The organism is Noviherbaspirillum sp., assembly GCF_035254865.1.
In the GTDB taxonomy this organism is placed as follows: domain Bacteria; phylum Pseudomonadota; class Gammaproteobacteria; order Burkholderiales; family Burkholderiaceae_D; genus Noviherbaspirillum.
On sequence record NZ_DATFAF010000023.1, the window covers coordinates 1 to 13,208 of the forward strand.

Below are 13,208 nucleotides of genomic sequence, written 5' to 3' on the forward strand. Positions count from 1 at the left end.
CGGGGGCGGCCCGGCAGCCGCTCACTTTCTTTGCTTCGCCAAAGAAAGTAAGCAAAGAAAGGCGACCGCAAAGTCTCCGCCCCTGTCGGGGTGCCCGAAGCGCTGCAGGCAAAAGCAGGAAGCGAAATAACTCGCCCTCGCGATGCTCGGAGCTCAGACAGATTTCGCTTCTTTTCCGCTTTTGCCTGCAGCGCTTCGGCAGAGCCAGAGCGGGCGTTTTTCAAACCATCCCCACCCCAGCCCTCCCCTTGAAGGGGAGGGAGTTGCACGTCCTTTATTGTTGTCAGGCGCAAGGTAAAGAATAGATCTCTCCCTCCCCTTCAAGGGGAGGGTCGGGGTGGGGATGGGTTGAAAACACCCGCTCTGGCTCCGCCGAAGGGATGCAGGCAAAAGCGGAAAAAGAAGCGAAATCTGTTTGAGCTCCGAGCATAGCGAGGGCGAGTTATTTCGCTTCCTGCTTTTGCCTGCATCCCTTCGGGCACCCCGACAGGGGCGGAGACTTTGCGGTCGCCTTTCTTTGCTTACTTTCTTTGGCGAAGCAAAGAAAGTGAGCGGCTGCCGGGCCGCCCCCGGCACGCCTCCACGGAGAACCACCCGCACCGGGTCACCGAAGAAAAAACACCCCAAGCCCGCACATCAAGCAACCCGCCGCCCACCCCGCACCACCACATTCCCCCCCACCCGCGAACCAATCCGCATCACCGAAGCAGCCTGATGCGAGCCTTCCACCCGAAACACCCCAACCGCCTGCATCAACTCCGCCCCTTGCTGCTGCAAGGACTCCGAAGCCGCAGCCGCTTCTTCCACCAGCGCCGCATTCTCCTGCGTCACCTGGTCCATATGCACCACCGCCTGGCTGACCTGCTCGATGCCGCTGCTCTGCTCCTGCGACGAGGCGGTGATGTCGTTCATGATGTCGGCCACATGCCTGACCGAGGCCATGATGTCTTCCATCGTCCTGCGCGCGTGCGCGACTTCGGTCGATCCATGCTCGACCTGGGAAACCGACGCGTTGATCAGGTCCTTGATTTCCTTGGCGGCAGCGGCGCTGCGCTGGGCGAGGGTTCTCACTTCGGCGGCGACGACCGCGAAGCCGCGGCCTTGTTCACCGGCGCGCGCCGCTTCCACGGCCGCGTTCAGCGCCAGGATGTTGGTCTGGAATGCGATGCCGTCGATGACGCCGATGATGTCGGTGATGCGTTGCGAACTGGTGGTGATCGATTCCATGGTCCGGACTACCTGGTCCATGGCCGCGCCGCCTTCGGCCGCCGTGTCGCGCGCGCCCTCGACGAGCTTCTTCGCGCCGCGCGAATTTTCCGCGTTGTTTTTCACGGTGGAGGTGAGTTCTTCCATGCTTGCCGCGGTTTCTTCCAGGCTGGATGCCTGGCGCTCGGTGCGCGCCGACAGATCGGCGTTGCCGACGGCGATCTGCGCTGCGCCGGCGGCGATGCTCTCCGCGTTGCGCCGCACGCCGGAGACGATATTGGTGAGACTGGATTTCATCACCGACAGGGCGTGCAGAATCTGGCCGGTCTCGTCCTGCGAAGCGCTGTCGACCTGCGCCATCAGGTTGCCGGCAGCGATCTGCTTGGCGACGTCGACTGCTGTGCTCAGCGGCCGCACGATGGCGCGTGACAGGACGACGCCCATGAAGACGGCGAATCCCAATGCGAGGAGCGTTGCCGCGACGACGGTGTTGCGAATGCTGGCGTACTGGGCGGCTGCGGCTTCGGACGCTTGTTTCGCTACCTCGAGCTGTACATTCAGGAGCTCATTGATGCCCGTTCTCACCGGGACGAATGTCGGGTTCATCACCTGGTCGTGCAGGCGCTTGACCTCTGCCATGTCGTTCTTGGCGAGGGCGGCGGCGGCCGGGCTCAGGCCATCTTTCAGATAGCGCGCGTAATCGGCGGCGAACTGGTCGGCCAGCCGTTTTTCTTCGCCGGTGAGCGCGGTGGCGGTAAACGCTTTCCACTTTGTATCGATTGTGCGACCGTTCTCGTCGATCTGCCGGCGCGCTTCGCCGGCGACGCGCGGGTCGTTGCTGTCCAGCGCTTCCAGCACGGCAATGTCGCTGCGATTGAGCAGGCGCACGACGGTGTCGAGCTGCCCCATCGGTACGATGCGATCCTGATACAGGCTGTCGAGGCTGCGATTGGACCTGTTCAGGCCCATCAATCCGATAGCGCCGATGGCGATGATGACCAGGCACAGGGCTGCCAGTACTGCGTTGATGCGGCCGCGAATGTGAAGATGCCGCAGCGATGCCAGCATGCCGGTCAGACCGGATTTGACCACTTTGCCATGCCGGATTTTCAAGCCGTTGGCATTGCCTTCCTTGATATGCGCATAGGCGCGCGTGGCTTGCTCGATCTGCTCGCGGCTGGGCATGGTGCGCACCGAGGTGTAACCGGTAACTTCGCCGTTCTCCCAGATCGGTGTCGCGTTCGCGAGAACCCAGTAGTAGTCGCCGTTCTTGCGGCGGTTCTTCACCATGCCGGTCCAGCCATAGCCCGATTTCAGGGTCAGCCAGAAATCCTTGAAGGCTTCGACCGGCATGTCCGGGTGGCGGATGATATTGTGCGGCGCGCCGATCAGTTCGTCTTCGGTAAATCCGCTGACTTCGGTGAAGTCGTGGTTGGTGTAGGTGATGATGCCTTTTGTATTGGTGCGCGAGATGAGCGACTGGTCTTTGCGCAGCATGTATTCCACGCCCGTGACGGGCTGATTGTTTCTCATTTTTGGGAGATGAAAGTGACGGTTAATCGGCTTTCCGGCGCGATTGACGATGGTTCTGCGAGTGCCACGCGCGGCAAGAAAACAACGGAGTTGTTGATTTTGCTCAAGTTAAACTAGTTGACTTGTCGAAAGGTTGCCGTTCGTCCAGAATGTATAACCAATCGTCCCCAATCGTTCTGATTCTTCTCGCATGGATAAAATCTCTACCCTTGTCGGACGTCACAATTTCAGCGCACGCGTCTTTTACAACGGCGACTTTTGCGGCTCGAACAACTTCAGGGAAAACGGCGTCGCCGGTCAACTGCATGTGGTCAGGCAGGGGCCGGTGATTTTTCATCACGAAGACCAGCCTTCGCTGCACATCGACGAACCGTCCATTGTCTTCTATCCGCGCGGGCTGACGCATCAGGTTCATGTGCTGCCGACCACGTCCGCCACGCTGCTGTGCGCGGTGATCACGTTTCAGGGCGGGATTAACAATCCGCTGGCCAAGGCATTGCCTGATGTTCTCGATGTCCCGCTTGCGCAACTTGCCAGTTTGAAGGGGACGCTCGACCTGCTGTTTGCCGAGGCGTCCGCGAAGCAGTGCGGGCGGGAGTTGATCCTCGACAGGTTGTGCGATGTGTTGATCGTTCAGATCATGCGCCACGTGTTCGAGACCGGAAAGCTGTCGCCATGCATGCTGGCCGGCCTGGCGGATGAACGGCTTGCCCGCTCGCTGGTGGCGATTCACGAAAATCCGCAGGAAAACTGGAGCCTTGAAAAGCTGGCTTTGCTTGCAGGCATGTCGCGCAGCAAGTTCGCCGGCTTCTTTCGCGATGTCGTCGGCATCACGCCCGGCGAGTACATCACGCAATGGCGCATCGGACTGGCGCAGCAGCTTCTGAAGAAGGGCAGGGCGGTCAAGACGGTGTGCCTGGATGTGGGCTACGGCAGTCAACCGGCATTCACGCGCGCGTTCACCGAGTACACCGGCATGTCGCCGCGGGCCTGGCTGAATACCACCGCAGCCGTTGTCTCCACGGGGCGCAAGGCAGGCTCAGCCGTCGCCGGTACAGCGACGGCCGCCGTCTTCGGGTAACAGCAGCACCGGGCAGTGCGCGCCGCGCAGGACGGCCTTGATCAGGTGCGCGCGGCCGGAACCGATGGCGCAGTGCCAGGGCAGCACGATCATGTCGACTTCCTTCTCGCGCGCCACGCGGATCGTCTCGGCGCCGGGCTCGCCGCTGGCCATTAACAGTGTCAGCCTGCCTTCGTCCACGCGCGCGCCCATGCCGCAAATGCGATCGAGGAACTCCTGTCCCCACTGCTCCCATTCGTATTGCGGGTGGTCCACATAACGCGGCGTTGCCAGGCTGCCCCGCTCGGTCGGCTGACCGACATTCGCGCCGGCGATGCGCAGCACCAGGTTTTCGATCCCGAGCGATGCGGAACGATTGATGATTTGCGCCAGCGCACCCGCGCAACCCGGCGTGCCATCCTGCGGCAGCAATTCCTTGCGCCAGCGCCAGGCGCTCATGTCCTTGTCAGGCGGGACGACGAGCACGGGGCAGGTCACTTTCTCCAGCACCTGTCGCCCGAAGGCTGAGCCCGTATCACGATCCGTCTCGTCACCGACACGCGCCGCCAGCAGCACTACGGACTGTCTGGCCGCGTCCAGCGTCTGCATCGTGGCGTCGATCACATCGCCGGACGCTGCGTCGATGGCGATGGCATCGCGTTCTTCCCGAGGCAAGGACATGCGTTCCAAGAAATCCTGCACCGCGGGCAGATGTGCGCTGGTGGTCACGATATGCAGGCTGGCATGCGCGGTGTTCGCCACCACCCGCGCGACGGGGAGCGCAGCCGTGAGGCTACGCGGATCGGCCAGCGGCAAAACGATCTGTATGGCTTTATCGGTGTTCACTTGCAAGCTCCTTCCATGCCCCGTCTGTCCATTCCCAGCGCGACGTCCGGCCCGCGTCCAGCAGGAATGCAGGCGCGTTGCCGACCGTGACGGGGATCGATGTTCCGTTGAGCAGTTCGATTTCCAGTTGTTCGCGCCCGATGCGCAGCGCAAGTTGCTGGCCGCGCCACAGCAGTTTGAAGCGCACGGCGCGCCAGGCGGGCGGGCAATTCGGCCTCAGCGCGAGACCGGCTTCGCTCATGCGCAATCCCGCGAATCCGAAGACCAGCGCCTGCCACAATCCGCCGAGCGCGGCCATGTGCACGCCGCCGGAGGCGTTGCCCATGTTGTCGGCGAGATCGATTTCGCGCGCTTGCCGGAAATAGCGCAATGCCATTTCCATGTCGCCGAGTTGCGCGGCGATCAGCGCATGCATCGCGGGGCTCAGGGAACTGCCGTGTTCCGTGCGCGGCTCGTAATAGCGGAAGTTCGCTTCCCGCATGGCGGGCGGAATCCGTTCGCCGAACAGATGCAGCAGCATCACCACATCCGCCTGCTTGACGAGCTTGCTGCGCCGGGTGCGCTCGCTGCCGAGGATGATGTCGAGCGGCAGACTGCGCGGGGCATATTGTGCGGGATTGATGTCCTCCAGCTTGAGGTAGCCCTGGAACTGCTCGATCAGATGGTGTTCCGCATCCATGCAGGTGTACATATTTGCGCTGACGCTGCGCCAGCGCTCGACCTCGCGCTCATCAAAGCGGATGCGCCCGGCGAGATCATGCCATCGCTGCGGCCAGCGCTCCTTCATCATGCCGACGGCCGTGCGCGCGCAATCCAGATTCCATTGCGCCATCCAGTTGGTATAGGCGTTGTCATCGACTTCATCATGGTATTCGTCCGGCCCGATGACCTTGCGGATGTGGTAGCGGCCGTCTCCTTCGAACTCGCCCCTGCTGGCCCAGAACCTGGCCGTCTCGATCAGGATTTCGGCGCCGGCATGGCACAGGAAATCGTCGTCGCCCGTGGCTTGCCAGTACTGCCAGACCGCGTAAGCGATATCGGCGCTGATGTGATGCGCCTGCAGGCCGGTCGCGACCGGCAGCACTTCACCGACCGGCGTGATCGCGTAGGGCGGCGTCACGTCCTCGCCCGAATCGGCCGATTCCCAGGCGTACAAGGCGCCGGCATAGCCGAGTCGTCGAGCCTTGCCGCGCGCCGCCGCAAGCGTGTGGAAACGATACATCAGCAAGGCGCGGGCGCAGGGCGGATCGGTGAACGTATAGAAGGGCAGCAGGAAGATTTCGGTATCCCAGAAGACGTGGCCCTTGTAGCCGCTCCCGCTCAGGCCGCGCGCACCGATGGAGACGCGTTCGTCGGCGGGATTGACGGCGGATATCAGGTGGTAGCAGGCAAAGCGGATCGCGCGCTGCGCTTCGTCGTCGCCTTCGATCTCCACATCGGCCGCCTGCCAGCGCCTCGCCCATGCTTCGACATGACGGTGGATGGCCGGCGTGACGCCTCCCACGAGCAGGCGTTCCAGTTGCGCGACGGCGGCTTGTTCCGGATGCGGATTGTCGCGCGAGGTATGGCAGGCTTCCAGCCAGTCGTACTGGTAGACCTTTCCCGCTTCGACTTCCATCTGCATCACATTGTCCATCGCGCCGGCCGTGCTGCTGATGTTGATGCGCGGCGCATGCTCGCTTTCCGACGCGGCGTTGAGTCGAGCCGCCACCGCGAGCGCGATGGAGGTGCCGGAATGCGTGCGCCCTGCAAGGATCTGCACCGGTCCGGATGAAGACTCCCGGCAAGTCGTGCTTGAGGAAAAGGTCTGTGTGGCGGAGCCGGGCGACTGGACAAAGCCGGAACGAATCGCCAATGGCCCCGAATAGGTTTCCGCCGTGCACAGCGAGCTTTGCAGCAGGATGTGCCGGTCCGCCAGCGAGGCCAGGCGCAGGAAGCGGACATGAATGACGCGGCCCTCCTTGTCGCTGAAACGGAACTCGCGCCGAAAGATGCCTTGTCGCATGTCGAGCATGCGGCGGTGTCCGAGCAGCGCCAGGCTTTCGGTCGCCAGACGGTTGGCGCCGGCTGCCTGCGACAGCAGCGTCCAGCCCGGCGCGGCAACCAGCTCGGGCAGGGTGGATGGCGGCACGAGGTCGAACACGCCGGCGATGAACACCATCGGCGCCGATAGCGAGGTGCCGAAGGGCAAGGACCCGCGACTGCCGAGATAGCCGTTGGCAACGGAAAACAGCGCCTCGAACTCATGCTCGCGCGTGGGCGTGAATTCATCGTCGATCATGAGCCACAAGGGATCGGCCGTAGGGTCGAACGGTGAGAAATGGCGCTCGCTCAAATCCGTCATCGTGTCCTCGTTCATTCGGAGCTTTCCGCAATCATGGACAAATCGCTGACCACCACCGTCGCGCCGGCACGCGCCAGTGCGTCCGGCCGGCCGAGACGATCGACACCGATCACCGCGCCGAAGCCGCCCGCACGACCGGCCTCGACGCCGGCGCTGGCATCCTCCACCACCACCGCGCGCGATGCCTCGACGCCCAGGCGGCGCGCGGCTTCAAGAAAGGTGTCGGGCGCCGGTTTGCCGCGCAATTCGCCGCGCGCCAGATCAAGACCGTCGACACGGGCATCGAACAGGTCGAGCACGCCGGCGGCCGCGAGGAATTCACGGCAATTGGCGCTGGAGGAAACCACCGCGATGCGGAAGCCATCGCGCCGCAAGGCGCGGATCAGTGCGACGGTCGACGCGTAAACCTCGACGCCGTCGCGATGGATCACGTCAAGGAGCAGGGCGTTCTTCCGCTTGCCGAGGCCGGTCATGGTATGCGCTTCGGGCGGATCGAAAGCATCGCCTTGCGGCAACACAATGTCCCGCGATGCCAGGAAACGGCGTATTCCCTCCTGACGCGGCAGTCCGTCGACGAAGCGTGCGTAGTCCTGCACGATGTCGAAGGGCGGCTGCGCACGGCCGTTCTGTTTCGACCATTCCCGCAGGAAGTCGTCGAACATGGCTTTCCACGCGCGGGCATGCACGGTGGCGGTCTTCGTGACCACGCCGTCGAGGTCGAACAGCACGGCATCGAAGCGGGTGCGGGTGAGGGTGAAGGCCGCGTTGCCGGTGGCAGCGGTTTGAGGCATATCCATGGGACGATCCTCGGGCGGGAATATGGATATGACTCCAAAAGCACAAAACAATTTCCGATCACAGTGCGGCGACGGAAATTCCATCCCATTATCGGGGCATGCGTCTCGTCATCCGTCCGTTCGCCAGCCTTTTTGATGCCGATCAATAACCCACCTGTCTCCCGCGCAGGACAATGGATTGGTGACTGCAGAAGAGGAAGGATCGTCATGCCGCGCACTTCCGTCATTCGCAAGACCGCATCCGATTTTCGTGTGGCGCCGAATTGGGTGGATTACGCTGAAACCCGCAATGAATTCTCCTGGGAAAATGCGCGGCGGGAACTTGCCGGCATGCCGGGCGGCGGCCTCAACATGGCGTTCGAAGCCGTCGATCGACATGTGCCGGACAAGGGCGATCGCATTGCCTTTCGCTTCCTCGGTGCGGACGCGGATCGTGTCATCACCTATCGCGAGCTCGCTGCACTCACCAACCGCTTCGCCGGTCTTCTGCGCGGCCTGGGCGTCGGCAAGGGCGATCGTCTGTTCGTACTGTCGGGCCGCATCCCCGAGTTGTATGTCGCCGTGCTGGGCAGCCTGAAGAATGGCACGGTGGCTTGCCCGCTGTTTTCCGCGTTCGGTCCTGAACCGATCGCTACGCGCATGACGCTGGGTGAAGCAAAGGTGCTGGTGACGACCGAGCAGCTCTATCGCCGCAAGATCGAAAAGATTTGCGGCAGCCTGCCCGCTTTGCAGCATGTGCTGCTGGTGCAGGAGCAGGGCGCGCAAGCAGCCGACATACCCGGCACGCTGAATCTGGCGCGCCTGCTGGCACAATCGAGCGACGCATTCGACGTCGTGCCAACCCGGCCCGAAGACATGGCGCTGCTGCATTTCACCAGCGGCACCACCGGCACGCCCAAGGGCGCGGTCCATGTGCACGGCGCGGCCATCACGCACTGGGCCACCGGCAGATTCGCGCTCGACCTGCATCCGGACGACATCTACTGGTGCACCGCCGATCCGGGATGGGTGACCGGCACCTCCTACGGCATCATCGCGCCGCTGTTGCATGGCGTGACCTCCGTCGTGGACGAAGCCGAGTTCGACGCGGACCGCTGGTATCGCGTTCTGCAGGAGCAGAAAGTCACGGTCTGGTACACCGCGCCGACAGCCATCCGCATGCTGATGAAAGCCGGCGAAGAAGTGGCGCGGAAATACGCGTTCCCGAGCCTGCGCTTCATCGCCAGCGTGGGCGAGCCGCTCAATCCTGAAGCGGTCTGGTGGGGCAAGGAAGCGCTGGGCTTGCCCATCCACGATAACTGGTGGCAGACCGAGACCGGCGGCATCATGATCGCCAACACGCCGGCCTTTGACATCAAGCCCGGTTCGATGGGACGGCCCCTGCCGGGAATCGATGCCTTCATCGTCGCGCGGGATGAACAGGGACAGGTGCGCATCGTCGACGAACCGGATACCGAGGGTGAACTGGCGTTGCGGCGCGGCTGGCCGTCCATGTTCCGCGGCTACCTCAACAACGAAGAGCGCTATCGCAAATCCTTCGCCGGCAATCTTTACCTGACGGGCGACCTCGCCAAGCGCGACGCGGACGGCTATTTCTGGTTCATCGGCCGCACCGACGATGTAATCAAATCCTCCGGCCACTTGATCGGGCCATTCGAGGTGGAAAGCGCTCTGATGGAACACCCCGCCGTCGCCGAAGCCGGGGTGATCGGCAAGCCGGATGAAACCGTCGGCGAAATGGTGAAGGCCTTCGTGTCGCTCAAGAGCGGCTACGAGGCATCCGAATCCTTGCGCATGGAATTGCTGGGCCATGCGCGCAAGCGCCTGGGCGCCGCGGTGGCGCCGAAAGAACTCGATTTCCTGCCGACGCTGCCGCGCACGCGCAGCGGAAAGATCATGCGCAGGCTGTTGAAGGCGCGCGAGCTCGGCTTGCCGGAAGGCGACACCTCCACGCTGGAGGGACAATCATGAACGCCGCCGACAAGTCCACGTCATTATCCTTCCTGACCGACATGCTGCGCATCCGGCGCATGGAAGAGAAATCGGCGGAGCTGTACGGCAGTGGGCAAATTCGCGGCTTCCTGCACCTGTACATCGGGGAGGAAGCGGTCGCTGTCGGCGCGCTGCACGCACTCGATGCGCAGGACAATATCGTCGCAACCTATCGCGAACACGGCCACGCGCTGGTGCGCGGCGTGCCCATGAACGCGATCATGGCCGAAATGTTCGGCAAGCGGGATGGATGCTCGCGCGGGCGCGGCGGCTCCATGCATCTGTTCGATCGCGCCACGCGCTTCTTCGGCGGCAATGCCATCGTCGGCGGCGGACTGCCCCTGGCCGTCGGTTTGGCGCTGGCTGACAAGATGCAGGATATCCGGCGCGTGAATGCCTGCTTCTTCGGCGAGGGCGCCGTCGCGGAGGGCGCCTTCCATGAATCGATGAATCTCGCCGCCCTGTGGCGCTTGCCGGTGCTTTTTCTGTGCGAGAACAACTTCTATGCGATGGGCACGGCGCTGGCGCGCTCCGAATCGCAAACCGATCTGTGCATCAAGGCGGCCAGTTACAAGATTCCCGTCATGAAGGTGGATGGCATGGACGTACTTGCGGTGCACGAAGCGACGAAGCAGGCGGCGCAACATGTGCGCGCCGGGGAAGGCCCGTTCTTCGTCGAATTCCAGACTTACCGCTTCCGTCCGCACTCGATGTTCGATCCCGACCTGTATCGGGACAAGGCGGAAATCGAAGAGTGGAAAAAGCGCGGACCGATTCACAGCTTTTCCGCGCGCCTGAAGGAAGAGGGCAAGCTGACCGAAGCGGAATTCCTGGCCATCGATGCGCAGGCCGAACAGGAAGTGCAGTCGGCCATCGCCTTCGCCGAAGCCTCGGAATGGGAACCTGTCGAAGCGCTGATGAAGGATGTGGTGGCGCCGGAGGCGCAGCCATGAAAATGAGCTATCGCGAAGCGTTGCGACAGGCGATGCGCGAAGCGCTGATCACCGACCCGCGCGTGTTTCTGATGGGCGAAGATGTCGGCAAGTACGGCGGTACGTACGCTGTCTCGAAAGGCTTCATCGAGGAATTCGGGTCGGAACGCATACGCGACACACCGCTGTCCGAACTGGGATTCGTCGGCGCCGGCATCGGCGCGGCTTTGGGCGGCATGCGACCCATCGTCGAAGTCATGACGGTCAACTTCAGCCTGCTGGCGCTGGACCAGATCGTCAACACGGCGGCAGCCATGCGTCACATGTCAGGCGGACAGTTCAACGTGCCGGTCGTGATCCGGATGGCTACCGGCGCGGGGCGGCAGGTGGCCGCGCAGCACTCGCACAGCCTGGAGGGCTGGTATGCGCACATTCCCGGCATTCGGGTGCTCGCGCCGGCCACGGTCGCCGATGCGCGCGGCATGCTCGCGCCCGCGCTGGCCGATCCCGACCCGGTCATCATTTTCGAACATGCGCAGCTCTACAACATGGAGGACGACATCGTTCCGGCGGCGGCATGCGACATCCGCTTCGCCGCCGTGCGGCGCAAGGGTACCGACGTCAGCCTGTTTGCCTATAGCGGATGCCTGCCCAAGGCAATGGATGCCGCGCAAAGGCTGGCGGAGGAAGGCATCGACGCGGAAGTGATCGACCTGCGGGTGTTGCGGCCGCTGGACATTGAAAGCATCGCCGCTTCGGTGCGCAAGACGCATCGCGCCGTCGTGGTGGACGAGGGATGGAAAACCGGCAGCCTGTCGGCGGAAATCATGGCCTGCATCATGGAGCATGCCTTTTACGACCTCGATGCGCCGCTGGCGCGCGTATGCAGCGCGGAAGTGCCGATTCCCTATGCCCGCCACATGGAAGAAGCCGCCTTGCCGCAGCCGCACACGATCGCGGCCGCCGCGAAACAACTGATGGGCAAGACATGATCGAGTTCAAGCTGCCATTTCTCGGCGCCGATGTCGACGAGGGGAAGCTGCTTCAGTGGAAGATTGCGCCCGGCGACACGGTCCGGCGCGGGCAGGTGGTCGCCGTGGTCGATACCTCGAAAGCGGCGGTCGATGTGAAAAGCTGGCAGGAAGGCCGTGTGTTCGAGCTGCTCGCGCAGCCCGGCGAAACCCTGCCGGTCGGCGCCGTGCTCGCCACCTTGCTGGAAGCCGGCGAATCTCCGGAAACGGCAAAGCGGACGGAACGGTCAGAACGGTCGATACGTGCGCCGGAAGTGCCTGCCATGCCTGTCGCCGTTCACGGCGAACCGGCTGCGCCACGCCAGCCGCTCTCGGCACGCCGCAGGATCTCTCCTGCCGCACGCAAGCATGCGGAGGATCACGGCATCGACATCGACAGCGTGGCCGGCACGGGCCCGGATGGCGCGGTAACCCTGCAGGACGTGCAGCGACTCGAAGCGAAGCCGCCAGCCGCGCCGCCGGACAAACATGCCGAGATGCGCAAGGCCATCGCCGCCGCCATGAGCCGGTCGAAGCGGGAGATTCCGCACTACTACCTGGGCGAAACCGTGCCCATGCGCCGCGCGCAGGAATGGCTTACTGCCGCCAATGAAAAACGCGGCATCACCGAGCGCCTGCTGATGGCATGCCTGCAACTGAAGGCGGTCGCGCTGGCGCTGAAAAAGTACCCCGACATGAACGGCTTCTACCTCGACGGCGTGCATCGTCCATCCGCGGCTATCCATATCGGGGTGGCGGTTTCGCTGCGCCAGGGAGGCCTGATTGCACCGGCGATCCATGACGTGTCGGACAAAAGCCTGGACCAGTTGATGGGCGATCTCACCGACCTGGTCAAGCGCGCCCGCGCCGGGTCGCTGCGCAGTTCCGAGATGACTGATCCGACCATCACCGTGACCAATCTCGGCGAACAAGGTGTGGAAACGGTTTTCGGGGTCATCTATCCGCCGCAGGTGGCGCTGGTCGGCTTCGGCCGTATCCGGGAAATGCCGTGGGCCGTCGACGGCATGCTCTGTACGATGCCGGCGATGACCGCAAGCCTCGCCGCCGATCATCGCGTGTCGGACGGCCACTACGGCGCGCTGTTCCTGGCGGAAGTGCGCGAGTGGCTGCAGCGGCCGGAACAACTCTGAAAGGCAGACGATGAATCGACAGGAACTCCTCGCCGTCGTGATGGCCACGCTGAGATCGATTGCGCCGGAAGTGGACGAGGGCGAGCTGGTTGCGGCGCAGCCCTTGCGCGAGCAGGTCGACCTCGACTCGATGGACTGGCTCAATTTCCTGATCGGCTTGCACCGCGAGCTCAAGGTCGAGATTCCGGAAGCCGATTACGCGAAATTGCGAACGCTGGATGAGCTGCTCGATTATCTGCAGGCGAAGCGTTGATGCCGGTGGCCGGACGATAACATCGCATGGGAAAAATAGCGCTTGCCTGCTTCTCCTTTTGTCATTAATATGTTTATATGTTTA

10 protein-coding genes are annotated in these 13,208 nt (G+C 63.2%); 6 read left to right on the forward strand and 4 right to left on the reverse strand.

All coding sequences use genetic code 11. The features are described from left to right. Positions 1 to 636: 636 nt before the first annotated feature. A complete protein-coding gene (locus VJ651_RS06435) occupies positions 637 to 2,739 on the reverse strand; it encodes a methyl-accepting chemotaxis protein (protein ID WP_324106646.1) in 2,103 nt (700 codons plus the stop codon). A 190-nt stretch (positions 2,740 to 2,929) separates the two neighbouring features. Between VJ651_RS06435 and VJ651_RS06440 the strand changes: the two genes are divergently transcribed. After that, entirely contained in the window at positions 2,930 to 3,820 is an 891-nt protein-coding gene (locus tag VJ651_RS06440; protein WP_324106647.1) for an AraC family transcriptional regulator, read from the forward strand. On the opposite strand, the gene VJ651_RS06445 is transcribed toward VJ651_RS06440, so the two are convergent. From VJ651_RS06445 to VJ651_RS06455, 3 genes are read right to left on the reverse strand one after another with little or no spacing between them, the layout of a single operon-like run. Next, complete coding sequence (locus VJ651_RS06445; protein ID WP_324106648.1) at positions 3,779 to 4,645, reverse strand: universal stress protein; 867 nt, start codon at positions 4,643 to 4,645, stop codon at positions 3,779 to 3,781. The genes VJ651_RS06440 and VJ651_RS06445 overlap by 42 nt on opposite strands. Further along, the gene (locus VJ651_RS06450; protein ID WP_324106649.1) at positions 4,632 to 7,004 is read right to left on the reverse strand and encodes a glycoside hydrolase family 65 protein; all 2,373 of its coding nucleotides are present in this window, start codon (positions 7,002 to 7,004) and stop codon (positions 4,632 to 4,634) included. Before VJ651_RS06450 ends, VJ651_RS06445 begins: the two co-directional genes overlap by 14 nt. Continuing rightward, positions 7,001 to 7,786, reverse strand: a complete 786-nt coding sequence (locus tag VJ651_RS06455) for a beta-phosphoglucomutase family hydrolase (RefSeq protein ID WP_324106650.1) — start codon at positions 7,784 to 7,786, stop codon at positions 7,001 to 7,003. Before VJ651_RS06455 ends, VJ651_RS06450 begins: the two co-directional genes overlap by 4 nt. A gap of 207 nt (positions 7,787 to 7,993) precedes the next feature. On the opposite strand from VJ651_RS06455, the gene acsA reads away from it, so the two are divergent. The 5 genes from acsA to VJ651_RS06480 are packed head-to-tail and all read left to right on the forward strand — an operon-like array spanning position 7,994 to position 13,124. After that, a complete protein-coding gene (acsA, locus tag VJ651_RS06460) occupies positions 7,994 to 9,757 on the forward strand; it encodes an acetate--CoA ligase (protein ID WP_324106651.1) in 1,764 nt (587 codons plus the stop codon). After that, entirely contained in the window at positions 9,754 to 10,731 is a 978-nt protein-coding gene (gene pdhA, locus VJ651_RS06465) for a pyruvate dehydrogenase (acetyl-transferring) E1 component subunit alpha (protein ID WP_324106652.1), read from the forward strand. The genes acsA and pdhA overlap by 4 nt, the downstream gene beginning before the upstream one ends. Next, on the forward strand, positions 10,728 to 11,702 hold the full coding sequence (locus VJ651_RS06470; RefSeq protein WP_324106653.1) for an alpha-ketoacid dehydrogenase subunit beta: 975 nt from the start codon (positions 10,728 to 10,730) through the stop codon (positions 11,700 to 11,702). Before pdhA ends, VJ651_RS06470 begins: the two co-directional genes overlap by 4 nt. Continuing rightward, positions 11,699 to 12,871 carry a dihydrolipoamide acetyltransferase family protein gene (locus VJ651_RS06475; RefSeq protein ID WP_324106654.1) on the forward strand — a complete coding sequence of 391 codons (1,173 nt, stop codon included), beginning with the start codon at positions 11,699 to 11,701 and terminating at the stop codon, positions 12,869 to 12,871. The genes VJ651_RS06470 and VJ651_RS06475 overlap by 4 nt, the downstream gene beginning before the upstream one ends. A 10-nt stretch (positions 12,872 to 12,881) precedes the next feature. Further along, positions 12,882 to 13,124, forward strand: coding sequence for an acyl carrier protein (locus tag VJ651_RS06480; RefSeq protein WP_324106655.1), 243 nt, complete (start codon positions 12,882 to 12,884; stop codon positions 13,122 to 13,124). The last annotated feature ends 84 nt before the right edge of the window (positions 13,125 to 13,208 follow it).